The sequence below is a fragment of the Salmonella enterica subsp. enterica serovar Typhimurium str. LT2 genome (assembly GCF_000006945.2).
Lineage (GTDB): Bacteria > Pseudomonadota > Gammaproteobacteria > Enterobacterales > Enterobacteriaceae > Salmonella > Salmonella enterica.
The window spans coordinates 2,394,365-2,417,345 of the sequence record NC_003197.2 but is presented as its reverse complement, the minus strand read 5'-3'; the positions used below and the strand labels follow the sequence as shown (position 1 = coordinate 2,417,345).

General features: G+C 53.6%; 23 protein-coding genes and 20 other annotated features. Of the genes, 14 read left to right on the top strand and 9 right to left on the bottom strand.

Annotation, left to right across the window (positions count from 1 at the left end; all coding sequences use genetic code 11):
- Window positions 1–38: 38 nt before the first annotated feature.
- Window positions 39–44, top strand: a ribosome-binding site (putative RBS for menD; RegulonDB:STMS1H002440).
- The 6 genes from menD to pmrD all read left to right on the top strand — a co-directional run bounded on the left by menD (window position 39) and on the right by pmrD (window position 6,029).
- The gene (menD, locus tag STM2309; protein NP_461251.1) for a 2-oxoglutarate decarboxylase occupies window positions 39–1,721 on the top strand. Within the gene, window positions 51–1,721 belong to an annotated coding region; the region does not span the whole gene. It overlaps the preceding feature by 6 nt.
- Window positions 1,704–1,709, top strand: a ribosome-binding site (putative RBS for yfbB; RegulonDB:STMS1H002439). Its footprint overlaps the gene before it by 6 nt.
- The gene (yfbB, locus tag STM2308; protein NP_461250.1) for a putative enzyme occupies window positions 1,704–2,476 on the top strand. Within the gene, window positions 1,718–2,476 belong to an annotated coding region; the region does not span the whole gene. Before menD ends, yfbB begins: the two co-directional genes overlap by 18 nt.
- A gap of 3 nt (window positions 2,477–2,479) precedes the next feature.
- Window positions 2,480–2,485 (top strand) — a ribosome-binding site (putative RBS for menB; RegulonDB:STMS1H002438).
- Window positions 2,480–3,348 (top strand): dihydroxynaphtoic acid synthetase gene (gene menB, locus STM2307; protein ID NP_461249.1). Within the gene, window positions 2,491–3,348 belong to an annotated coding region; the region does not span the whole gene. (Overlaps the previous feature by 6 nt.)
- Window positions 3,336–3,341: a ribosome-binding site (putative RBS for menC; RegulonDB:STMS1H002437), on the top strand. (Overlaps the previous gene by 6 nt.)
- Window positions 3,336–4,310 (top strand): o-succinylbenzoyl-CoA synthase gene (gene menC / locus STM2306; RefSeq protein ID NP_461248.1). Within the gene, window positions 3,348–4,310 belong to an annotated coding region; the region does not span the whole gene. Before menB ends, menC begins: the two co-directional genes overlap by 13 nt.
- Window positions 4,287–4,292, top strand: a ribosome-binding site (putative RBS for menE; RegulonDB:STMS1H002436). Its footprint overlaps the gene before it by 6 nt.
- The gene (gene menE / locus STM2305; RefSeq protein NP_461247.1) for an o-succinylbenzoate-CoA ligase occupies window positions 4,287–5,674 on the top strand. Within the gene, window positions 4,307–5,674 belong to an annotated coding region; the region does not span the whole gene. Before menC ends, menE begins: the two co-directional genes overlap by 24 nt.
- 86 nt (window positions 5,675–5,760) lie before the next feature.
- Window positions 5,761–5,766, top strand: a ribosome-binding site (putative RBS for pmrD; RegulonDB:STMS1H002435).
- The gene (gene pmrD, locus STM2304) for a polymyxin resistance protein B (RefSeq protein NP_461246.1) occupies window positions 5,761–6,029 on the top strand. Within the gene, window positions 5,772–6,029 belong to an annotated coding region; the region does not span the whole gene. Its footprint overlaps the feature before it by 6 nt.
- On the opposite strand, the gene STM2303 is transcribed toward pmrD, so the two are convergent.
- From STM2303 to yfbE, 7 genes are all read right to left on the bottom strand, one after another.
- The gene (locus STM2303) for a putative inner membrane protein (RefSeq protein ID NP_461245.1) occupies window positions 6,024–6,418 on the bottom strand. Within the gene, window positions 6,024–6,401 belong to an annotated coding region; the region does not span the whole gene. The two genes, pmrD and STM2303, sit on opposite strands and share 6 nt — an antisense overlap.
- The gene (locus STM2302; RefSeq protein NP_461244.1) at window positions 6,401–6,736 is read right to left on the bottom strand and encodes a putative inner membrane protein; all 336 of its coding nucleotides are present in this window, start codon (window positions 6,734–6,736) and stop codon (window positions 6,401–6,403) included. Before STM2302 ends, STM2303 begins: the two co-directional genes overlap by 18 nt.
- Window positions 6,413–6,418: a ribosome-binding site (putative RBS for STM2303; RegulonDB:STMS1H002434), on the bottom strand. It overlaps the preceding gene by 6 nt.
- The gene (gene pqaB, locus STM2301; RefSeq protein NP_461243.1) for a putative melittin resistance protein occupies window positions 6,733–8,396 on the bottom strand. Within the gene, window positions 6,733–8,379 belong to an annotated coding region; the region does not span the whole gene. Before pqaB ends, STM2302 begins: the two co-directional genes overlap by 4 nt.
- Window positions 8,376–9,289 (bottom strand): putative cytoplasmic protein gene (locus STM2300; RefSeq protein NP_461242.1). Within the gene, window positions 8,376–9,275 belong to an annotated coding region; the region does not span the whole gene. The genes pqaB and STM2300 overlap by 21 nt, the downstream gene beginning before the upstream one ends.
- Window positions 8,391–8,396: a ribosome-binding site (putative RBS for pqaB; RegulonDB:STMS1H002433), on the bottom strand. (Overlaps the previous gene by 6 nt.)
- Window positions 9,272–11,268, bottom strand: a protein-coding gene (gene yfbG, locus STM2299) for a putative transformylase (protein ID NP_461241.1). Within the gene, window positions 9,272–11,254 belong to an annotated coding region; the region does not span the whole gene. The genes STM2300 and yfbG overlap by 18 nt, the downstream gene beginning before the upstream one ends.
- Window positions 9,284–9,289 (bottom strand) — a ribosome-binding site (putative RBS for STM2300; RegulonDB:STMS1H002432). It overlaps the preceding gene by 6 nt.
- The gene (gene pmrF, locus STM2298; protein NP_461240.1) for a putative glycosyl transferase occupies window positions 11,251–12,247 on the bottom strand. Within the gene, window positions 11,251–12,234 belong to an annotated coding region; the region does not span the whole gene. Before pmrF ends, yfbG begins: the two co-directional genes overlap by 18 nt.
- Window positions 11,263–11,268, bottom strand: a ribosome-binding site (putative RBS for yfbG; RegulonDB:STMS1H002431). (Overlaps the previous gene by 6 nt.)
- The gene (yfbE, locus tag STM2297; protein NP_461239.3) for a putative DegT/DnrJ/EryC1/StrS family occupies window positions 12,237–13,404 on the bottom strand. Within the gene, window positions 12,237–13,394 belong to an annotated coding region; the region does not span the whole gene. Before yfbE ends, pmrF begins: the two co-directional genes overlap by 11 nt.
- Window positions 12,242–12,247 (bottom strand) — a ribosome-binding site (putative RBS for pmrF; RegulonDB:STMS1H002430). Its footprint overlaps the gene before it by 6 nt.
- Window positions 13,399–13,404, bottom strand: a ribosome-binding site (putative RBS for yfbE; RegulonDB:STMS1H002429). (Lies within the gene yfbE.)
- 261 nt (window positions 13,405–13,665) lie before the next feature.
- Window positions 13,666–13,671, top strand: a ribosome-binding site (putative RBS for ais; RegulonDB:STMS1H002428).
- Between yfbE and ais the strand changes: the two genes are divergently transcribed.
- Window positions 13,666–14,280, top strand: a protein-coding gene (gene ais / locus STM2296; RefSeq protein NP_461238.1) for an aluminum inducible protein. Within the gene, window positions 13,675–14,280 belong to an annotated coding region; the region does not span the whole gene. (Overlaps the previous feature by 6 nt.)
- 44 nt (window positions 14,281–14,324) lie before the next feature.
- On the opposite strand, the gene yfaO is transcribed toward ais, so the two are convergent.
- The gene (gene yfaO, locus STM2295; protein ID NP_461237.1) for a putative NTP pyrophosphohydrolases including oxidative damage repair enzymes occupies window positions 14,325–14,763 on the bottom strand. Within the gene, window positions 14,325–14,750 belong to an annotated coding region; the region does not span the whole gene.
- Window positions 14,758–14,763, bottom strand: a ribosome-binding site (putative RBS for yfaO; RegulonDB:STMS1H002427). It overlaps the preceding gene by 6 nt.
- Before the next feature lie 160 nt (window positions 14,764–14,923).
- Between yfaO and yfaZ the strand changes: the two genes are divergently transcribed.
- From yfaZ to STM2288, 7 genes are all read left to right on the top strand, one after another.
- On the top strand, window positions 14,924–15,571 hold the full coding sequence (gene yfaZ, locus STM2294) for a putative inner membrane protein (protein NP_461236.1): 648 nt from the start codon (window positions 14,924–14,926) through the stop codon (window positions 15,569–15,571).
- Between the two features lie 102 nt (window positions 15,572–15,673).
- Window positions 15,674–15,679, top strand: a ribosome-binding site (putative RBS for STM2293; RegulonDB:STMS1H002426).
- The gene (locus STM2293; protein ID NP_461235.1) for a putative nucleotide-utilizing enzyme related to molybdopterin-biosynthesis occupies window positions 15,674–16,882 on the top strand. Within the gene, window positions 15,686–16,882 belong to an annotated coding region; the region does not span the whole gene. Its footprint overlaps the feature before it by 6 nt.
- A 237-nt stretch (window positions 16,883–17,119) precedes the next feature.
- Window positions 17,120–17,125, top strand: a ribosome-binding site (putative RBS for yfaX; RegulonDB:STMS1H002425).
- The gene (gene yfaX / locus STM2292) for a putative transcriptional regulator (protein NP_461234.1) occupies window positions 17,120–17,914 on the top strand. Within the gene, window positions 17,132–17,914 belong to an annotated coding region; the region does not span the whole gene. It overlaps the preceding feature by 6 nt.
- 1 nt (window position 17,915) lies before the next feature.
- Window positions 17,916–19,133, top strand: coding sequence for a putative galactonate dehydratase (gene yfaW, locus STM2291; protein NP_461233.1), 1,218 nt, complete (start codon window positions 17,916–17,918; stop codon window positions 19,131–19,133).
- 43 nt (window positions 19,134–19,176) lie between these two features.
- Window positions 19,177–19,182 (top strand) — a ribosome-binding site (putative RBS for yfaV; RegulonDB:STMS1H002424).
- The gene (yfaV, locus tag STM2290; protein NP_461232.1) for a putative MFS family transport protein occupies window positions 19,177–20,478 on the top strand. Within the gene, window positions 19,189–20,478 belong to an annotated coding region; the region does not span the whole gene. Its footprint overlaps the feature before it by 6 nt.
- Before the next feature lie 15 nt (window positions 20,479–20,493).
- Window positions 20,494–20,499: a ribosome-binding site (putative RBS for STM2289; RegulonDB:STMS1H002423), on the top strand.
- Window positions 20,494–21,307, top strand: a protein-coding gene (locus tag STM2289; protein ID NP_461231.1) for a putative 2,4-dihydoxyhept-2-ene-1,7-dioic acid aldolase. Within the gene, window positions 20,504–21,307 belong to an annotated coding region; the region does not span the whole gene. Its footprint overlaps the feature before it by 6 nt.
- A gap of 1 nt (window position 21,308) precedes the next feature.
- Window positions 21,309–21,314 (top strand) — a ribosome-binding site (putative RBS for STM2288; RegulonDB:STMS1H002422).
- Window positions 21,309–21,489, top strand: a protein-coding gene (locus STM2288; protein ID NP_461230.1) for a putative cytoplasmic protein. Within the gene, window positions 21,313–21,489 belong to an annotated coding region; the region does not span the whole gene. It overlaps the preceding feature by 6 nt.
- A gap of 109 nt (window positions 21,490–21,598) precedes the next feature.
- On the opposite strand, the gene STM2287 is transcribed toward STM2288, so the two are convergent.
- Window positions 21,599–22,560 (bottom strand): putative cytoplasmic protein gene (locus STM2287; protein ID NP_461229.3). Within the gene, window positions 21,599–22,552 belong to an annotated coding region; the region does not span the whole gene.
- Window positions 22,555–22,560: a ribosome-binding site (putative RBS for STM2287; RegulonDB:STMS1H002421), on the bottom strand. Its footprint overlaps the gene before it by 6 nt.
- Window positions 22,561–22,981: the final 421 nt, after the last annotated feature.

The following is a 22,981-nucleotide window of genomic DNA, read 5'->3' as shown; positions in this document are numbered from 1 at the left end:
TTTTTGCAGCTCTTTATACTTAGTCCCAATGATTGATACCGGACAAACTCATGTCAGTAAGTGCATTTAACCGGCGCTGGGCGGCGGTCATCCTGGAAGCCTTAACCCGTCATGGCGTCAGGCATGTTTGTATCGCCCCTGGTTCCCGTTCCACGCCGCTCACGTTGGCGGCGGCAGAGAATCCTGCTTTTATTCACCATACGCACTTTGATGAGCGTGGGCTTGGTCATCTGGCGTTAGGGCTGGCGAAAGTCAGCCAACAGCCGGTTGCCGTTATTGTCACTTCAGGTACCGCCGTGGCGAACCTCTATCCGGCGTTGATTGAGGCGGGGCTGACGGGCGAGAAGCTCATTTTACTTACCGCCGATCGCCCGCCAGAGCTGATTGACTGCGGCGCCAACCAGGCGATCCGTCAGGCGGGGATGTTTGCCTCGCACCCCTCCCAAACTTTGTCGTTGCCGCGTCCCACGCAGGATATTCCGGCGCGCTGGCTGGTGTCGACCATCGACAATGCGCTCGCCATGCTTCATGCGGGCGCGCTGCACATTAACTGTCCTTTTGCCGAACCGCTGTATGGCGATATGAATGATACCGGTCTGGTCTGGCAGCAGCGTCTCGGCGACTGGTGGCAGGATGAAAAACCCTGGCTGCGCGAAGCGCGTCGACTGGAAAGCGACAAACAGCGCGACTGGTTCTTCTGGCGACAAAAACGCGGCGTTGTCGTCGCCGGGCGTATGAGCGCGGAAGAAGGCAAAAAAGTGGCGCAGTGGGCGCAAACTCTGGGATGGCCATTAATTGGCGACGTATTGTCGCAAACCGGGCAGCCGCTGCCGTGCGCCGACCTGTGGCTCGGCAACGCCAAAGCGGTGACCGAACTGCAGCAGGCGCAGATTGTCGTCCAGCTTGGCAGTAGCCTTACCGGAAAACGCTTACTGCAATGGCAGGCAACCTGCGAGCCGGAAGAGTACTGGGTAATCGACAATATTGAAGGTCGTCTGGACCCGGCGCACCATCGTGGACGCAGACTGGTAGCGAAAATCGCCGATTGGCTGGAACTGCATCCGGCGGAAAAACGTAAACCGTGGTGTGTAGAGATCCCGCGTCTGGCGGAACTGGCGTGGCAACGGGTGGTCGCGCAGCGAGACACCTTTGGCGAAGCGCAGCTGGCGCACCGTATCCGCGACTATCTGCCGGAGCAGGGGCAATTGTTCGTGGGCAATAGTCTGGTGGTGCGTCTGATCGACGCGCTGTCACAGTTGCCGGCTGGCTATCCGGTATACAGCAATCGCGGGGCGAGCGGCATTGACGGCCTGCTTTCCACGGCGGCGGGCGTGCAGCGCGCCAGCGCTAAATCGACGCTGGCTATCGTCGGCGATTTATCCGCGCTGTACGATCTTAACGCGCTGGCGTTACTACGTCAGGTATCCGCGCCGTTTGTGTTGATTGTGGTCAACAATAACGGCGGGCAAATCTTCTCCCTGCTGCCGACGCCGCAAAGCAAACGTGAGCGCTTTTATTTGATGCCGCAAAACGTCCATTTTGACCATGCGGCCGCCATGTTTAACCTGCGCTATCATCGCCCGGAAAACTGGGAAGAACTGGAGTCTGCGCTGGCTGGCGCGTGGCGAACCCCGGCGACAACGGTGATTGAGCTGGTGGTAAACGATACGGACGGCGCGCAGACGTTGCAGCAACTTTTGGCTCAGGTAAGCCATCTATGATGTTGCACGCGCAGCACATGCCCGGACAGCCTGGGACGCCCTCGCTGGTTTTCCTGCACGGTTTTTCTGGCGATTGCCACGAATGGCAGCCGGTTGGCGAACAGTTTCACGGCTGTTCGCGGCTCTATATTGACTTACCGGGACATGGCGGATCTGCGGCTATTCCGGTCGACGGATTTGCCGATGTCATCAGATTGCTGCGCGCTACGTTAATTAGTTACAACATACTAAAGTTTTGGTTGGTGGGATACTCTCTTGGCGGCCGGGTGGCGATGATGGCAGCCTGCCAGGGAATACCCGGCCTGTGCGGCCTGGTGGTTGAAGGCGGTCATCCGGGGCTGCAAAATGAACAGGCGCGCGCTGAAAGACGATTGTCCGACGGGCGCTGGGCAGAGCGTTTTCGTCATGAACCATTGACTGAGGTTTTTCACGACTGGTATCAGCAGCCGGTGTTCGCCTCGCTGACGGCGCAGCAAAGACAGGCGCTAACGGCGCTGCGTAGCCAGAATAACGGCGAAACGCTGGCTGCGATGCTGGAGGCGACATCGCTTGCCGTCCAGCCGGATTTACGCGAGGCGCTCAACGCGCTGGCATTTCCGTTTTATTATTTATGTGGCGAACGCGACAGCAAATTCCGCGCCCTGGCGCAGGAAGTGGCGGCGACATGCCATGTCATTCGTAACGCCGGACACAACGCGCATCGGGAAAACCCCGCTGGCGTGGTAGACAGTCTGGCTCAGATTCTGCGTCTCTGACTAAAGGACACACTATGATCTATCCTGATGAAACAATGCTTTACGCACCGGTAGAATGGCACGACTGCTCGGAGGGTTACACCGACATTCGTTATGAAAAATCCACCGACGGTATTGCAAAAATCACCATTAATCGTCCGCAGGTGCGCAATGCATTTCGTCCGTTGACCGTCAAAGAGATGATTCAGGCGCTGGCGGATGCCCGTTACGACGACAACGTGGGTGTGATTATTCTGACCGGCGAAGGCGATAAAGCGTTTTGCGCGGGCGGCGACCAGAAGGTGCGCGGCGATTACGGCGGTTATCAGGATGACTCCGGCGTGCATCACCTGAACGTGCTGGATTTCCAGCGCCAGATTCGCACCTGTCCAAAACCGGTTGTCGCGATGGTCGCGGGATATTCCATCGGCGGTGGTCATGTGCTGCACATGATGTGTGACCTGACCATCGCGGCGGAAAACGCCATCTTCGGCCAGACTGGTCCGAAAGTTGGCTCCTTTGACGGCGGCTGGGGCGCTTCGTATATGGCGCGTATCGTTGGTCAGAAGAAAGCGCGTGAAATCTGGTTCCTGTGCCGCCAGTACGATGCGCAACAGGCGCTGGACATGGGGCTGGTTAACACCGTCGTTCCGCTGGCGGATCTGGAAAAAGAGACCGTGCGCTGGTGCCGCGAAATGTTGCAAAACAGTCCGATGGCGCTGCGTTGCCTGAAAGCGGCGCTGAATGCCGATTGTGACGGTCAGGCCGGGCTGCAGGAGCTGGCGGGCAACGCTACCATGCTGTTCTACATGACGGAAGAAGGGCAGGAAGGCCGTAACGCCTTTAACCAGAAGCGTCAGCCTGACTTCAGCAAATTCAAACGGAACCCATAATGCGTAGCGCGCAGGTATACCGCTGGCAGATCCCCATGGACGCGGGGGTGGTTCTGCGCGACAGGCGGTTAAAAACTCGCGACGGGCTGTATGTTTGTCTGCGTGACGGCGAGCGTGAGGGATGGGGAGAGATCTCTCCGCTGCCGGGCTTCAGTCAGGAAACGTGGGAAGAGGCGCAGACGGCGCTACTAACATGGGTGAACGACTGGCTTCAGGGGAGCGAGGGATTACCCGAGATGCCTTCGGTCGCGTTTGGCGCAAGCTGCGCGCTGGCGGAACTGACTGGCGTCTTGCCGGAGGCGGCGGACTATCGCGCCGCGCCGTTATGCACTGGCGATCCTGACGATTTGGTGCTGCGGCTTGCCGATATGCCCGGCGAGAAAATCGCTAAGGTCAAAGTGGGTCTTTATGAAGCGGTACGCGACGGCATGGTGGTTAATTTGCTGCTGGAGGCGATCCCGGATCTGCATCTGCGTCTGGATGCGAATCGCGCCTGGACGCCGCTAAAAGCCCAACAGTTTGCAAAGTATGTTAATCCGGATTACCGCGCTCGTATCGCCTTTCTCGAAGAACCGTGTAAGACGCGGGATGATTCCCGCGCCTTTGCCCGTGAAACCGGCATCGCGATTGCCTGGGACGAAAGTCTGCGCGAAGCGGATTTCACCTTTGAAGCCGAAGAGGGCGTCAGGGCTGTGGTTATCAAACCTACGCTGACCGGATCGCTTGATAAAGTGCGTGAGCAAGTCGCTGCCGCCCATGCGTTGGGACTGACGGCGGTCATCAGCTCTTCGATCGAGTCCAGCCTCGGCCTGACGCAACTGGCGCGGATTGCCGCCTGGTTGACGCCGGGAACGCTGCCTGGACTGGATACCTTGCATCTGATGCAGGCGCAACAGATTCGCCCCTGGCCCGGTAGCGCGTTGCCTTGTCTGAAGCGTGAGGAGCTGGAACGACTGTTATGACATTCACGGATTGGCCGTGGCGCCACTGGCGTCAGGTTCGCAGTCAGGCGCCCGCTCTGCGCCTGAACGATGAAGTGCTAAGCTGGCGCGCCCTCTGTGAGCGTATTGATGTGCTGGCGGGCGGGTTTGCCGCGCAGGGCGTACGCGAGGGCGATGGTGTCCTGCTGCGCGCCGGGAATCAGCCGCGCACTCTGTTGGCATGGCTTGCGCTGATGCAGTGCGGCGCGCGGGTTCTGCCCGTCAACCCGCAGTTGCCCCAGACATTGCTGGAGGCGCTGGTGCCGAAGTTAACGCTGCGTTTTGCGCTGACACTGGAAGGCGAAAATGCGTTTTCTGGATTAACCGCGTTGCAGATACAAAAGAGTACAGCGGCGTATGCTGTGGCCTGGCAACCGCAGCGTCTGGTTTCCATGACGCTGACATCGGGTTCCACAGGATTGCCAAAAGCGGCTGTACATACGTGCCAGGCGCATCTTGCCAGCGCGCAGGGGGTGCTTTCGCTAATGCCGTTTGGCCCTCAGGATGACTGGCTGCTATCGCTGCCGCTGTTTCATGTATCCGGGCAGGGTATTATGTGGCGTTGGCTCTTCGCCGGGGCGCGCATGACGGTACGCGATAAGCAACCGCTGGAGCAGATGCTGGCAGGGTGTACTCATGCTTCGCTGGTGCCGACGCAGCTGTGGCGGCTGCTGGCGAATCGGGCGGCGGTGACGCTGAAAGCCGTTTTGCTCGGCGGCGCGGTGATTCCGGTTGAACTCACCGACCAGGCCAGCAAACAAGGGATTCGCTGCTGGTGCGGGTATGGGCTCACGGAGTTCGCGTCTACGGTATGCGCCAAAGAGGCCGATGGTTCGGATGATGTTGGCGCGCCGCTTCCCGGCAGAGAGATCAGAATCGTCGATAATGAAGTCTGGCTGCGCGCCGCCAGTATGGCGGAAGGTTACTGGCGTGATGGCAAACTGATCCCGCTGGTTAATGACGAAGGCTGGTTTGCCACGCGCGATCGCGGCGAGCTGAACCACGGCAGGCTAACCATCGCCGGGCGGCTGGACAACCTGTTCTTTAGCGGCGGCGAAGGCATTCAGCCGGAGGAAGTCGAACGCGTTATTAATGCGCATCCGCTGGTGCAACAAGCCTTCGTCGTGCCGGTAGAAGATAAAGAGTTTGGTCATCGTCCCGTTGCGGTTGTGGAGTATGCATCGCAGGCCGGAGACGTGAACCTCGCTGAATGGGTTCGTGATAAGCTGGCGCGTTTTCAACAGCCGGTTCGCTGGTTGACGATGCCGTCAGAACTGAAAAACGGAGGGATTAAAATATCTCGCCGTGCGCTCCAGCAGTGGGTGTGTGAGAACTGTAAAAATTAATGTTAGGTTAATATACAACCATTCCATCGCTATTGCCGTTTTGTTTATCCGTTGATGTGTAACGTGTTATGAACAATCAGCGTGAAACGGGGGCGCTATGGAATGGTTGGTTAAGAAATCGCATTATGTCAAAAAGAGGGCGTGCCATGTTCTGGTGCTGTGCGATAGCGGCGGTTCGCTAAAAATGATCGCCGAGGCGAATTCCATGATATTACTGAGTCCCGGCGATATCCTGTCGCCTTTACAGGATGCGCAGTATTGTATTAATCGGGAAAAACACCAGACCTTAAAAATCGTTGATGCACGCTGTTATTCCTGCGACGAATGGCAGCGGTTGACGCGCAAGCCATCATGATCTGGCGGGCAGAAAAATCAGCATTACCCCCGCCATAATACACAATACGCCGAGCATCGCTTTTAGGCTGAAAGCGCCTTGCAAACCGGGTAACAGCATTGAGGCTACCCAGACAAGCACATAGCTGAGACTCAGTAGCGCATAGGCTTTGCTGAGCGCGAGCGTGTGTAATGTTTTCTGCCAGCAGAAGACGGAAACCAGATACCCCGCCAAACCGGCGAATAGCGCCAGGGTCGCGGCATTAAATGCGCCCAGCCCGGAAATAAACGCCAGTGGATGCGCTATCGATGGCAGTCGCATCATGGCGAATCCTAAACTCAACTGGGCGAGGGAGGCAATCGCAACGCTTATCAGTCCCCACATTACGCCCATTATGCCGCACTCCCCAGAATGATAATGCCGCTGATAATCAATGCGACGCCCAACCAGTGGCGGGGCGGAACCTGTTCATGCCAGATTTTCCAGGCCGCCAGCGTGACCCAGACAAAATTCAGACTCAACATCGGGTAAGCAATTCCCACCGGCAGGGTTTGTAGCACCAGCAGCCACAGCACCATCGCTGCGCCCATGCATATCAGCGCCAGGCCCAGCCACAGCATCAGGTGACGGCGGCGTCCGCCCGCCGTCAATGGCCGTGTCGCTTGCTTCTGGCAGAGCTGACCGCCAACGCTGAGCAGACTGGCAAGCACCAGAACGACGCCGATCATTTAGGCCGATACTGAATTAACACCAGACGCCCCTGATAATCAATATTGTCCGCAGGGGGAAGGGAAAGAGCGCTGATGTCTTCATCTTTGGCTATTGAAAGTACTAGCGTAATAATGCCCTCCTGACGATGCTGGTTGAGCCAGGCGTTAAAATCGTCGGCTTTAACGAATTTATCCTGCACATCAGGATAGCTAAGACCATACCTGAGTTCGCCCGCGTGTCCGTAGAGCATAATATCGTCTCGTTTCAGACTCCAGGCCAGCCCGGCGGCGACGCCCACGTTGTCGGCAAGAATATAGCGGCTTGATGCCAAAGGCGCCTGGGTCATTTCGACAAAAAACTGTGGCTGTTTGGACTCCATCACCCTGTCGGGGATGGAAAAGCCGAACAGCAGCGCCAGTCCCAGCGGACAAAACGCGGGTAATAGGTATTTTTGGCTATGACAGAGGCTATACCAGCCCACAAACGCCCAAACAGTAAAGACGCCCCAGACGCAAAAAACTTTATAGGTTTCGATATGCGTCCACACCGGCGATTTCAGCGGGCCCCATGAGGAGACGACAAACGCTGCGACGATCCCGACTAACCCGAACACCAGGTTGATCCCGCCGTTGACACGTAGCGCGGCGACGCCTTCTTTTACGTTATGCAGGACGAAGCGCGCCATGAGTATCGCTATCGGTGCGAAACAGGAAAGAACATAGGTGGGCAGTTTCCCTTTCGCAATGCTGAAAAAGAGAAGCGGCATGATCGTCCATCCGAGCAAATAGAATGCGCCGTTTCGCTCGCGCCAGCCCAGTTTAAGCGCGCCAGGCAGTAACCCCAGCCACGGTAAACTTCCCGCGAGCAGTACCGGCAGATAGTACCAGAAAGGGGCCTTATGCTGGGCATCGCTCATGGCGAATCGCTGGATATGCTCCACCCAGAAAAAGTAATGCCAGAAATCGGCTTCGCGCCGCGCAATGGCGATCGCCCAGGGAAGGACAACCACAAAGCAGCTCAAGACCGCCAGCCAGCCGTAAAGCAAAAAGTCCTTCCAGCGTTTCTGGACAATGACCCACGGCAGCACGCTCACCACAGGTACGGCCAGGGCGAGGAAGCCTTTAGTTAATACACCCAGACCGCAGGTTGCGCCCAGTAGCAAAAACATCCCAATCTTGCCCATTCGGGTCGTGGCCTGCATCCCCTGCCAGAAACAACACATCCCGGCCGTAAGCCAAAGGGCGATCATCGGGTCGAGTACCGCATACGTCCCGATACTGTAAACGGCAAAGAGGGAGAGAAAGATAACGGAGGCGAGCAACGCGGTACGTTTATCCCGCCATAAGCGGAACGTCAGCCATGCCACCAGCGCTGCGGCCAGCAATGTCGTTAAAATAGCGCCAGCCCGCACGCCAAAATTGGTAGCGCCAAAAAGCCACTGACCCAGACTGTTTATCCAGTAACCGGCTATCGGTTTTTCAAAATAACGTAATCCCAGAAAATGCGGCACGATCCAGTCGCCAGACGCCAGCATCTCCCGACTTATTTCGGCATAGCGCGTTTCATCCGGCTGCCAGAGCAGGCGGCTGTTGACAGGAATAACATAGTAGAGCGCGATAAACGCGGCGAAAGCCAGATAATAGCGTATCGATTTCATCATGAGGCGCTCGCTGCCTGTTGACACCCCAGCCAACCTTCACGGCCAGGGATGTGTCCACGTACAATTTGCCCCAACGGCAGAGACTCAGGCGATGCCGGCAGCAGTTCGCCCAGAGGACAAAAGGTGATCCCCGCATCGCGTGCACGAACGAGCAAATCTTCAAACAGCGGCTGATGGACAATACCTTCTACTTCCGCATGGATGGTATATACCGGCGTGCCTTTGTCCTGCAACATACGGGAAATAATCCAGGTATTGAACGACTGCGCCTGAACGGCGGGGCCGATAACCTCATCCCACGTGGGTAAGGTGACCGGGATTTGCGGCGTCCCTGTCTGGCCCGGCATCAGTAGCGGACGGAATAAGGTGGTTCCACGGCAATCGCTGTTATACCTCAGGTTGAACGACTCCTTCGCACGAACAACGCGCCCATCCGCTCGCCAGCCGGCCGCGGCTGAGCAGGTGACGGGTTTTCCGATAATGGCCTCAAGCGCCGTTATGCCGCGCGCAATATCTTCTTCAAGCTGGCGGATACTCCAGTGGCCGCTGTGAGTCTGCCACGCATGGTGATCCCAGGCATGTAGTCCCGTCTCATGGTATGTTGCCGTTTCACGAATAATCCCGGCATTAGCGTTGCCGATATTTTTTCCCGGCCAGGCGGTACCGGCCAGCAGGATATCCCAGCCGTAGAGCGAAGCGGCGTTTGAACGTAGCATTTTCCATAAAAATCGCGGTTTTATCAGACGCCAAAGATGGCGTCCCATATTGTCCGGCCCGACGCTGAAGAAAAAGCTGGCCTGAACGCCGTGGCGATGCAATGTCGCCAGCAGCCGGGGAACACCTTCACGCGTTCCTCGCAAGGTATCAACGTCAATGCGTAAACCGACTTTCGTCATGATGCGCGTTCCGCGATATCGACGCTACGCAGAAAGAAGTCCAGCGTTTCTTCAACCGTATCACGCATCGCAATAGACGGCTCCCAGCCCAGACAGCGCCTGGCATTGTCGATACTGGGTTTCCGGTGTGCGACATCCTGATAACCCTTGCCGTAATAACTACGGCTTTCGACGACCTGGAAACCGGCAAACGGTGGGAAATGGCAGCGCAGCGGATGCTTATCAAAACTGTCGAGCAACAGCGTCGCCAGTTCCTGAATACTGGCTTCGTTGTCAGGATTGCCGATATTAATGATTTTGCCATCGCACCGATCGCCATCATTCACAATAATGCGGAATAATGCTTCGATCCCATCGCGAATATCGGTAAAACAGCGCTTCTGCTGACCGCCGTCGATAAGCTTGATCGGCGTTCCTTCTACCAGGTTCAGAATCAACTGCGTTATCGCGCGTGAACTGCCGATACGCGCCGCGTTCAGGCTATCCAGCCGCGGCCCCATCCAGTTAAAGGGACGGAAAAGCGTGAAGCGCAATCCCTCTTTTTCGCCATAAGCCCAAATCACCCGGTCGAGAAGCTGTTTGGAAACGGAGTAAATCCAGCGCGGCTTATTCACCGGCCCGACGATCAGATTCGATTTGTCTTCGTCAAAAGAGGCGTCCGTACACATGCCGTACACTTCAGAGGTAGACGGGAAAACCACGCGTTTACGGTATTTCACGCAATAACGGATAATCCGCAGGTTTTCTTCAAAATCAAGTTCAAAGACGCGCAGCGGGTTGCGGGTGTATTCAATCGGGGTTGCAATTGCTACCAGCGGCAGTACGACATCGCATTTTTTGACATGATATTCGATCCATTCTGAGTGGATGCTGATATCTCCCTCCACGAAATGAAATCGAGGGTGGAGCAGGAATCGGCTAATGGCGTTGCTGCCGATATCCATACCGTAGACCTCGTAATTCTCTTCATTCAGTAACCGTTCGGTCAAATGATTGCCGATAAAACCGTTGACGCCGAGGATGAGAACGCGAATGCGACGTTTACCGCTGGTCGCTGGTGGACGGTTCAAACGCGCGCCCGCCACCAGACCAAGCGTCTGTGCAAGCTGCGAGCCCTGTACAGTAATGTCGTCTCCGGCCTGGCCGGTAATAATCTCCAGCGCGCCATCGGCGCAGGCGACCCGCAGCGGAGAGACCGAAATTACCGAGCCGGGAAGCGCGCCTTGCGCATCCGGACACATTCGGGAAGACCAGATAGTGAATTTTTGCGAGCCGTTATAGCTGAACGCGCCGGGCCAGGGGGCGGCTACCGCCCGCACCAGGTTATGCACCGTGGAAACCGGTTTGTGCCAGTCGATAAGGCCATCTTCCGGCCTGCGGCGACCATAATACGTAGAGTCAGACTCACGCTGGGGAACAGAAGGTATATCGCCGCATTTCATGGTGGGCAGGATGCTATTAAGCAACTGGCGCGCGGCCTGACATAGCTTATGATGCAGGGTAAGCGCAACATCGTCCTGCGCAATAGCGACGCGTTGACTGGCGACAATCTCTCCGGCGTCGGCACGTTTGACCATACGATGCAGCGTTACGCCCGTTTCGCTTTCGCCGTTAACCAGAACCCAGTTTAGCGGCGCACGGCCACGATAGGCAGGCAATAGAGAACCGTGCAGATTGAACGCGCCAGCCGGGGCGAGGTGCAGAATTTCTTCGCTTAACAGGTTGCGGTAATAGAACGAAAAAATAATATCCGGCGCAAGCTCAGCGATGCGGTCGACCCAGATAGGATGGTTTACGTTATCCGGTGCATAAACCGGAATCCCTAATTCTGCCGCCTGCCGGGAGACGGAGCCAAAAAAGGTGTTTTCCGCAGGATTGTCGGCATGAGTGAAAATCGCGGCAATCTCATACCCGGCATCCAGTACGGCCTGCACCCCCTGACATCCCATATCGTGATAGGCAAAAATAACGGCTTTCATTGGTGGCTTTCCTCAGTAAACGGCGTGCTTTCCGGGTAGATAACTTGTTGAACAAAATAGCGGGGGCGGGCGCGGACATCGTTATAAATGCGACCGATGTATTCGCCCAGCAGTCCCATACCGATGAATTGCGCGCCGATGAAGGTAAACAGAACGGCAAAGAGCATAAATACGCCTTCCGCCGCCCACTGCGGCCCCAGCGCCAGGCGAAGTACAATAAGCAATACCGACAGGCTAAACCCGCCGATGGCGATAACGCTGCCCAGCAGACTCAACAGGCGCAGCGGCGTCGTCGTCAGGCAGGTCACCAGGTCATACATCAGGTTAATGAGACGCATAAAACTGTATTTAGAGTCGCCAAATTCACGTTCAGCGTGATGCACCGGGATCTCGGTAGCCCGACGAGCGAAAATGTTGGCCAGAATAGGGATAAAGGTGCTGCGTTCATGGCAGCGCAACATAGTATCGATAATAGGGCGGCGATAGGCGCGTAACATGCAGCCGTAATCGCCCATCGCTTTGCCCGTTGTGCGCTGGATCAGCAGATTAATGATTTTTGACGCCGATTTGCGAAACAGGCTGTCCTGTCGGTTCTGGCGCACGGTGCCTACCACATCGAACCCTTCATCGGCTTTCGCCACCAGGCGCGGGATCTCTTCCGGCGGGTTTTGCAGATCGGCATCCAGCGTAATGATAAGATCGCCGCTTACATGGCTAAACCCCGCCATAATCGCTGCATGTTGACCGTAGTTACGGTTGAGTAAAATAGAGATGATATGGCTATCGGCCTCCTGGGACGCCTTAACCATCAGCTCCGCCGAGCTATCGCTGCTACCATCATCTATCAATAAAATCTCCCACGCTTTGCCCAGGCTCTCGCAGGCGGTGGTGGTGCGTCTTATCAATTCCGGCAGGCTTTCCTGTTCGTTATAGACAGGAATAACCACCGAGACTTTTTTTATGGGGGCGGCGTCAAACATGCTTATTGTCCTGCTATCTGATGAAGGGCGGTAATGACTCGATCAAAGTCACTCTCGGTCATGTCCGGGAAGAGCGGCAGTGAGCAGATCCGCTCGCTGTTCCACTCGGTGTCAGGCAGCGTGAGCGTTGGGAAACGTTCGCGATAATATTTTTGCGTATGCGCGGCGCGGAAATGCAGCCCTGTGCCGATGCCTTTCGTTTTCAGCGATGCCATCAGAGCATCCCGGGTAATACCGCAGCGGGCTTCATCGACCCGGATAATGAATAAATGCCAGGCGTGAATATGCTCCCACGACGGAAGGCTCAGAGGCTGAAAAGGCAGGTCTGCCATTGCCTGGTGGTACTGCGCTGCGATGGCGGCGCGTCGAGCGTTAAGCGCATCCAGTTTCTGTAACTGGGCAAGCGCGATAGCGGCGTTGAGGTCGGGCAAATTATATTTGTAGCCCGGCGCCAGGACTTCCGCTTGTGGCGCGCGTCCCCCGCTCTGTCGATCCCAGGCATCAACGCCAAGCCCGTGAAACTTGAGACTGCGCAGTTTATCGGCGAATTGCGGGTTATCCGTGACGACGATACCGCCTTCAGCGCAGGTAATGTTCTTAATGGCGTGGAAGGAGAAAATCGCGGTGCCCCGGGCGCCAATGTGGCGACCTTTGTAGCTGGTTCCTGTCGCGTGCGCCGCGTCTTCAATCACTGGAATGCCATAACGCTCGCCAAGAGCGTAAATAGCGTCCAGATCGGCGGGCGCGCCAGCGTAGTGGACGGGGATAATTGCTTTGGTTTGTGGCGTAATCGCGGCTTCGATATGTTCAGGCGTGACCATCAGCGTATCGCGATCGACATCGACCATGACGGGGTTCGCGCCGAGTAAAACGATCATATTTAGCGTAGAAACCCACGTCATTGACGGTGTAATGACCTCGTCGCCTTCACCAATGCCCAGCGCCATCAACGCGATGTGCATACCGGCAGTGGCTGAACTGACGGCAACGGCATATTGATTGCCAGTTAGCCGACAAAACGCCGCTTCCAGTTCCTGATTTTTCGGGCCGGTTGTTATCCAACCTGAGTCCAGTACGGTCTTAACGGCAGCAAGCTCTTCCGCGCCCATCGCCGGACGGGAGAAAGGCAAAAAGTCCGACATCATTTTTCCTTCAGCCATTGAAAGCCGCTTTTCAAATATTTCGGCAATAGAAAAGGGCTTATTTTTTAACGCATTTAGCTGAACCCTACTGGATGAAGATTAAATTAACATTAAGAAATTAAGGTGAAGTAAAAAGATAATTTTTAACGGAATTATGCTTTGCTTTCGCCGAAAGTTTAAGGCATTTTATGCATGCCCAAAAGCTGTTTTTATGTTTCTGGCCTGGTCTTCCGTTGCGGAATTTCATTTTAATTGTATTGCTATTAAGTTAGCTGCACTGTCTGCCTGAGAGGTTAATGTGCTGGCATTTACCCTACGCTTTATTAAAAACAAACGCTATTTCGCGATTCTGGCGGGGGCGTTGGTTATTATCGCCGGGTTGACCTCACAACATGCCTGGAGTGGTAACGGTCTACCGCAGATTAACGGTAAAGCGCTGGCGGCGCTGGCGAAGCAGCATCCGGTAGTCGTGTTATTCCGCCATGCCGAGCGGTGCGATCGTTCCGATAATACCTGCCTGTCAGACAGCACGGGGATTACGGTCAAGGGTGCGCAAGATGCCAGAGCGCTGGGTAAAGCCTTCAGTGCCGATATACAAAATTACAATCTCTATTCCAGTAATACGGTGCGCACCATCCAGTCGGCAACCTGGTTTTCTGCGGGCAGGTCGCTTACGGTGGATAAAAAAATGATGGATTGCGGCAGCGGTATTTATGCTTCAATCAATACGTTACTGAAAAAGTCGCAGAATAAAAATATAGTCATTTTTACCCATAATCATTGTTTGACGTATATTGCAAAAAATAAGCGCGGCGTAAAGTTTGATCCGGACTATCTTAATGCGCTCGTTATGCATGCGGAAAACGGAAAACTCTTTTTAGATGGTGAATTTGTTCCCGGCTAGCCGCATGTTAAAAGCGTAAAGACAGCCTGAAGCGGCTGTCGTCATTATAATAACCCTTTCAATGCTAATGTGTGGCGTGTCGCTACATTCAAATCATACAGCGCCAGTTCTTCTGGCTTGACCCAGGCGTAGTCCTGAAATTCGTCGTTAATACATATATCGCGGTTAGCGGAAACACAGTCGAAGATGAGATAAATCATATAAATCTCTTCTTGTCTGCCATCAGCGTAGGTTTTAATACGGATATCGTCGCGGAAGGTCCACGGCGTAATATCGCTCAGAATCAGTTGTTCGCCGAGTTCCTCCCGAATCTCCCGACGCAGCGCCTCTTCAATGCGTTCGCCTGGCTCGACCCCGCCGCCCGACAGCGCCCACTGACCGGGAAAGACGCCGCGGTTGTCGGCCATTTTGCACAGCAGATAACAGCCATCATTTTGAATTAATGGGCAAACTATAGTTCGTTGACGCATAAGTCGCTTCCTTAAACCACCAGGCCATCAGCTTAACAAATCATTCTGCGAAATTCTTTGTGAAAAATGGAAGCGATAACGCAGACTGCGTTTTTTGTTAATTTTGTTGATGCAGGCGTCGCCATGTGATGGCGCAATGATGCGTCATGGCGAAAGTAGTATTTCGTTACAATATGTTTTTGGAATGGTTTCTTAGTGCATTGATTCCTCAGCGTCTGGCAGTACAATTCTGCCGTTTTGGGGAGTTTTTCTTTATGTGCTTGCTGGAAAGGGTAAAAATGAAAAAAAGCATATTATTAGGTTTTGCCGGAATGCTGTTCGTTTCTGCATCGGCGCAGGCCATCAGTATTAGCGGCCAGGCGGGCGAAGATTACACCAACATTGGCGTGGGTTTTGGTACGGAATCGACGGGACTGGCGCTAAGCGGCAACTGGATGCACAACGATGATGATGGCGATGCTGCGGGCGTGGGTCTGGGGCTGAACATTCCGGTGGGACCGCTGCTGGCGACGGTCGGCGGTAAAGGTATTTATACCAATCCGAAAGACAGCGATGAAGGCTATGCGGCGGCTGTCGGCGGTGGGCTACAATGGAAAATCGGCAACAGCTTCCGTCTGTTCGGCGAGTATTATTATTCACCAGATTCGCTGTCCAGCGGTATCGACAGTTATGAAGAAGCGAATGCAGGCGCGCGTTTCACCATTATGCGCCCGCTGAGCATTGAAGCCGGTTATCGTTACCTGAACCTGGCGGGTAAAGACGGCAACCGCGATAATGCGATTGCTGACGGCCCTTATGTTGGCGTAAACGCCAGCTTTTGATGCTAACGGCGCGGCAATCGTCGCGCCATATTCCTCCTGTTCCCGTCATTCTTCTTTCCACGTCATATTCGTCTTTGCGTTATAGTGTTTTCATCATAAGAGCAGGAGAACACAATGCTAAATGTGGAAATGCTATCCACCGGGGATGAGGTGTTGCACGGACAAATCGTTGACACCAATGCCGCCTGGCTGGCTGATTTTTTCTTTCATCAGGGCGTTCCGTTATCACGGCGAAATACGGTAGGCGATAATCTGGACAGTCTGGTCGCTATCTTGCGTGAACGCAGTCAACATGCTGATGTTTTGATTGTTAATGGCGGGTTAGGGCCGACCAGCGATGATTTAAGCGCGCTCGCCGCGGCAACGGCAAAAGGCGAAGGATTAGTACTGCACCAGGCGTGGCTGACCGAAATGGAACGCTACTTTCAGCAGCGTGGCCGCGTGATGGCGCCGAGCAACCGTAAACAGGCGGAACTGCCTGCCAGCGCGGAGTTTATTAATAATCCGCTCGGCACTGCCTGTGGATTTGCGCTACAGCTCAACCGCTGCCTGATGTTTTTCACCCCCGGCGTACCGTCTGAATTTAAGGTTATGGTGGAGAAGGAAATCTTACCGCGGTTACGCGCGCGTTTTTCGCTGCCGGAGCCGCCGCTTTGCCTGCGGTTAACGACTTTTGGACGTTCAGAAAGTGACCTCGCGCAGCGTCTCGATTCACTGCCGTTGCCGCCCGGCGTGACGATGGGGTATCGCTCATCAATGCCGATCATTGAACTGAAATTGACCGGCCCGGCGACGCAACGGGAGGCGATGCTGGCGTTATGGCCAGAGGTCAAACGGGTTGCCGGGCAGAACCTGATTTTTGAAGGTACGGAAAACCTGCCGGCGCAAATAGCCCGCCGCCTGCAGGAAAGGCAGTTGAGTCTGACGTTGAGCGAGCAATACACCAGCGGCTTACTGGCGCTACAGCTTTCCCGCGCCGGGGCGCCTGTTCTTGCCAGCGAAGTCGTTCCTTCTCAGGAAGAGACGCTGGCGCAAACGGCACACTGGACGACAGAACGGCGCAGCAATCATTATGCCGGTCTGGCGCTGGCCGTGTCGGGGCTGGAAAACGAACATCTTAATTTCGCGCTGGCGACGCCGGATGGCACGTATGCCTTACGCGTGCGTTTTAGCGCCAATCGGTATAGCCTGGCAATACGTCAGGAGGTCTGCGCGATGATGGCGCTAAATATGCTGCGCCGCTGGCTTAATGGCGAGGACATTACCAGCGAGCATGGCTGGATAGACGTGGTTGAATCATTGACATCATAATCCCTTTCTCTTATCTGCGATGGGAACGACATCGTGAGCCGGATAAGGCCGCTATGCCATTATCCGGCAATATCATCTGCTTTTTTGTCCAGCCAATTGTACTGAATACAAAGTAATACGTGCGTTAATTCACATTTATATGGTTAACCCTTCCACTCCGTTGGAAGGCGGATAAGCTTTGACGCGCTTCACAATTTTTTCCCTACTGACCTTTCACACTGATTCCAGTGTCTCAGACTGGAGTCCAATATGTTGGAATCAAGTAAAGTCCCGGCTCTTACTCGCGCAATCGACATCCTCAATTTGATCGCGCGTATTGGCCCATGCAGCGCGGCAATCATTATTGAAACGCTGCGTATTCCAAAAAGCACCGCGTACCTGCTGTTGAATGAATTAAAACGTCAGCGATTTATTAGCCTCGATCATCAGGATAACTACTGCCTGTGGACTAAGCTCGTTGAATTGTCGGGTCATGCGCTCAGCAAGATGGATCTGCGGGAGCTGGCGCGTCCTCGTCTAACACAACTGATGGATGAAACCGGGCTGCTGTGTCACTTGGGGATCATCGACCACGAAAATGCGTATTACATACTGAAAGTGGAATCCTCATCCACTATCAGCGTGCGCTCGCATGAGGGGAAAAGCCTCTCTCTTTATCGTTCCGGCATCGGCAAATGCCTGCTGGCATGGCAGCCGGCCGCCGTACGCAAAGCCATTATTGAACAACTGGTATGGGAGCGAGCCACGCTGACCACCATCACCGAGCCGCAACAATTGAATGATGAGCTGGAGCGCATTCGCCAGCGAGGATGGAGCTTTGATAACGGGGAGGATTATCCGGATGTCCGCTGCGTTGCCGCACCGGTATTTAATGCCAGAAACGAACTGACCGCGGCAATTTCAGTGGTCGGCACGCGCCTGCAAATCAACGAAGAGAATCTAGATTATTTGGCCGGTAAAGCTATTGCCTGTGCCAAAGATATTTCACGCCTGTTGGGATGGAAAAGTCCCTTCGACTCACTCGCATCTTAAAATGGAGAATATTATGACTCTTCCTAAAATTAAACACGTTCGAGCCTGGTTTATTGGGGGCGCTACCGCAGAGAAAGGGGCTGGCGGCGGGGATTATCACGACCAGGGAGGAAATCACTGGATTGATGACCATATCGCCACTCCCATGAGCAAATATCGCGACTATGAGCAGTCTCGTCAGTCTTTTGGGATCAACGTGTTAGGGACGCTGATTGTCGAAGTAGAGGCGGAAAATAGGCAGACGGGGTTCGCCGTTTCGACAGCAGGGGAGATGGGCTGTTTTATCGTAGAAAAACATCTTAACCGGTTTATTGAAGGCAAATGCGTAAGCGATATCAAACTTATTCACGATCAGATGCTCGGCGCGACCATGTACTACTCCGGTTCCGGCGGTCTGGTGATGAACACGATTTCCTGTGTGGATCTGGCGTTGTGGGATTTGTTTGGCAAGGTGGTTGGGCTGCCGGTTTATAAATTGCTGGGCGGAGCGGTGCGCGATGAAATTCAGTTTTACGCCACCGGCGCACGCCCGGATCTGGCTAAAGAAATGGGCTTTATCGGCGGTAAAATGCCGACTCACTGGGGACCGCACGATGGTGATGCGGGGATCCGTAAAGATGCCGCGATGGTGGCGGATATGCGTGAAAAGTGCGGGCCGGATTTCTGGCTGATGCTCGACTGCTGGATGAGTCAGGATGTGAACTATGCGACTAAACTGGCTCACGCCTGTGCGCCATTTAATCTCAAATGGATTGAAGAGTGTCTGCCGCCGCAGCAGTATGAAGGCTATCGCGAATTAAAACGCAACGCGCCTGCAGGGATGATGGTTACCAGCGGCGAACACCATGGTACGCTGCAATCCTTCCGCACTCTGGCAGAAACCGGCATTGATATTATGCAGCCGGATGTTGGCTGGTGCGGCGGATTAACCACGCTGGTTGAGATCGCCGCGCTTGCCAAATCGCGCGGGCAACTGGTGGTGCCGCACGGTTCGTCTGTCTATTCGCACCATGCAGTTATTACTTTCACTAATACCCCTTTCAGCGAGTTCCTGATGACCAGCCCGGACTGCTCCACTCTGCGTCCGCAATTTGACCCGATTCTCCTGGATGAGCCGGTGCCGGTGAATGGACGCATCCATAAATCAGTGCTGGATAAGCCGGGCTTCGGCGTCGAGCTTAACCGTGACTGTCACTTGAAACGCCCTTATAGCCACTAATAACTCGTGCGTTGCCTTTGTACGGCAACGCCCTCATCCTGTTGAGGATATTGCTATGAGCATCACTTTACTTGACGGCGTAGTGAAGAAAAACCGCGCACGTTTAATTCCTTTTATGTTGGCGCTGTATGTACTGGCGTTTCTGGATCGTTCAAATATTGGTTTTGCCAAAGAGACCTATCAGATAGATACCGGGCTAAGTAATGAAGCCTACGCGCTAGGGGCCGGTATTTTCTTTGTGGTTTACGCTTTCCTTGGCGTACCGGCTAACCTGCTGATGCGCAAATTTGGCGCAAGAACCTGGATCGGCACGACTACCCTGCTGTGGGGCTTTCTCTCTGCTGCGATGGCCTGGGCGGATAGTGAAGCAAAATTTCTGATAATCCGCACGCTATTGGGCGCGGCGGAGGCTGGATTTTTCCCCGGCATGATCTATCTAACTTCACAATGGTTCCCGCAGCGTAACCGTGCCAGCATTATGGGGCTATTTTATATGGGGGCGCCGCTGGCGTTAACGTTGGGTTCGCCGCTCTCCGGCGCTCTGCTGGAGATGCATGGTTTTATGGGGCACCCGGGATGGTTCTGGATGTTCGTTATCGAAGGCCTACTGGCGATTGGCGCAGGGATATTCACCTTTTTCTGGCTTGATGACACTCCGCAGCAGGCGCGTTTTCTTAGCCTGGAAGAAAAGAACGCGCTTATCAGGCAACTGGCGAGCGAAGAAGAGAAAAAGGTCACGTCAAGGCTTGCGGATGCGCTGCGTAATGGACGCGTCTGGCAACTGGCTATTATTTATCTGACGATTCAGGTGGCGGTATACGGACTCATCTTTTTCCTGCCGACCCAGGTTGCCGCGCTATTGGGCACTAAAGTGGGCTTTACCGCTTCGGTGGTAACAGCGGTTCCCTGGGTGGCGGCTTTGCTTGGCACATGGCTTATTCCTCGCTACTCCGACCGTACCGGCGATCGCCGTAACGTTGCGGCAGTGACGCTACTGGCTGCGGGCATTGGCATTGGCCTGTCAGGTCTGGTTTCTCCGGTGCTCGCTATTCTGGCGCTCTGTGTTGCAGCAGTAGGATTTATTGCCGTTCAGCCCGTATTCTGGACCATGCCAACGCAGCTACTTTCCGGTACGGCTCTGGCGGCAGGAATTGGTTTCGTTAATCTGTTTGGCGCTGTGGGCGGTTTTATTGCCCCAATTCTGCGCGTAAAAGCGGAAACGTTGTTTGCCAGCGATGCGGCGGGCCTGCTGACGCTGGCCGGAGTCGCCATCATTGGCTCATTAATTATCTTCACGCTGAGCGTTAATCGTCCGGTGGCGCAATCCGGCGCTGCGCATCATTAATCTTATCTACGTTGTAAGGATCGCTATGAACGCATTGTTATCAAATCCTTTTAAAGAAGGATTACGTAAAGGGGATACGCAAATTGGTTTGTGGCTCAGTTCAACCACCTCTTATATGGCGGAGATTGCGGCGACGTCGGGTTATGACTGGTTGTTAATAGATGGCGAGCACGCGCCTAATACGGTGCAGGACTTGTATCATCAGTTACAGGCCATCGCCCCATACGCCAGCCAGCCGGTGATTCGCCCGATCGAGGGAAGTAAAGCGCTCATTAAACAGGTACTGGACATCGGGGCGCAAACGCTACTGATCCCGATGGTTGACACCGCAGAACAGGCGCGCCAGGTCGTTTCCGCTACCCGATACCCGCCGTTGGGGCAACGAGGCGTTGGCGCGAGCGTGGCGCGTGCGGCGCGCTGGGGGAGAATCGACAACTATATGGCACAGGCCAATGAGTCGCTCTGCCTGTTGGTGCAGGTTGAAAGCAAAGTGGCGCTGGAAAACCTTGACGCGATTCTGGAGGTTGAAGGCATTGATGGCGTCTTTATCGGTCCGGCAGATCTCTCTGCTTCATTGGGTTACCCCGATAATGCCGGACACCCGGAAGTGCAGCGAATCATTGAAGCGTGTATTTATCGTATTCGCGCCGCCGGAAAAGCGGCGGGTTTTTTGGCGGTCGATCCGGCAATGGCGCAGAAATGTCTGGCGTGGGGCGCGAATTTTGTCGCGGTCGGGGTAGATACGATGCTCTACACCGAGGCGCTGGACAGCAGGTTGGCGATGTTTAAATCTGTTCAGTCAGTAAGCACGGCAAAACGTAGTTATTGAGAAAAATGCCGGATGGCACGTATGCCTTACGCATGCGTTTTAGCGCCTATCGGTATAGTCTGGCAATACGTCAGGAGGTTTGTGCGGTGATGGCGCTAAATATGCTGCGCCGTTGGCTTAATGGCGAGGACATTACCAGCGAGCATGGCTGGATAGACGTGGTTGAATCATTGACGGCATAGAACTTTTAGTGGGAAGGCCTGGCCTTCCCACCCTTATATACTTATAAATTCTTCGCAGAGCATCATTTCAGGATAAGAGCCTAATGGGATAGGCTCTAAGTACTCACCATTACTGGAGACTGTATTCATATATTTGCCGCCGGGTTTGGGTGTTAAATAGTGCTTGTTCCTCTACTGAAAGCGTTAAGAAATTTTCCGCAAATTCTCGTAGTGTGGTAGCAGGATCGTTTTGTCCGGCATTCGATAAGAGTTGAATTGTATGGTAACAAAATAGACCACAGCCGTTGGGTACATTGTTCTGTAAATTCATTTCAATAAAATTAACCTCATCGCTTTCTGATATGCCTGCAATTTTTGCTGCTTCTATAATCTCTTGCTTAGTATTTTCATTTAAATCATAATAAGTATTAAATATAAGGCATTTTATTTTTTCTGCAAGTTTATAAAATAAACAGAGAAGCCAGTGATCTCCTGTATTTACCAGGAAGACTTCATTGTGAGATAATCCTGATTGAGCAATCTTTTCAAGTAGCTGAGTGCTTAATATATTTTCTTTGGTGGTAGGATGAATCAGCCCAATAGGATAGTTTACCGAGAGAAGAGGTGATTCTTGAACCAGACCTTGCGTTGCAGCTGCTAGCTCATCTGACGACAACATTCGCGCACCACACCAAAGATTTTCAACTCCTACCTGTTCTTGATCTGTCTGAGCGAACTGGTCGCCCATAATTTTATGTGCTATTCCTATTTTTTTAGAAAGGTCGGTTGTCGCGGAACCTGCCATATAAAGTAATCTGGAAGGGGCATGTAGCTTTTTCCACTCAGTATTATCTTTTGTTATATCGTTATTGGCGATTTGATGTAATACAAGGCAAGCCTGATTGATTTTTTTGTCTATATCTGATGATCCCGTTCTTTTCCCGCTAAAGAGATCAAAAAGAAATTTCTCAACTCTATGCCCCAGGTCATCGTTGCGTAACGCAAGATTGCATAACAGATCAATACAATTCTGATCACCGTTCTCTACGGCGCTAAACAACAATGTAAGCGCCTCATCGCTCACCTCTTCTGTATATAAGCTGTGAAATTGCGGTATGCTCAATCGGTAAAGTGAATTTACACATATATTCATTTTGCTCTGTTTCCTGGTAAGTGAAAGTAGCGAATATGATGTAATGTATAATTATTTGTAAAAATATTATTATTAGCGGGGGATATATTAAATCAGGCATAGACCTGATTTTCTTATTATTCACATAACACTCAATTATTATTGGGGATATTCAGTTATCCCCCTCTTTAAAGGTGGCTGGTAACGCGTCGATACAAGAGATATTGCTCTATAAACAGTAACGTCGTTATCTGTCATGCCACCGTGGGTTAGCGGTCATGGTTAACCAAATAGGGCAGGTTATTGCAAAGAGACATCCGCGTTTATACCCAAAATAATCCGTAGCCAACACATAAGCAACTTGAAGTATGAAGGGTATAT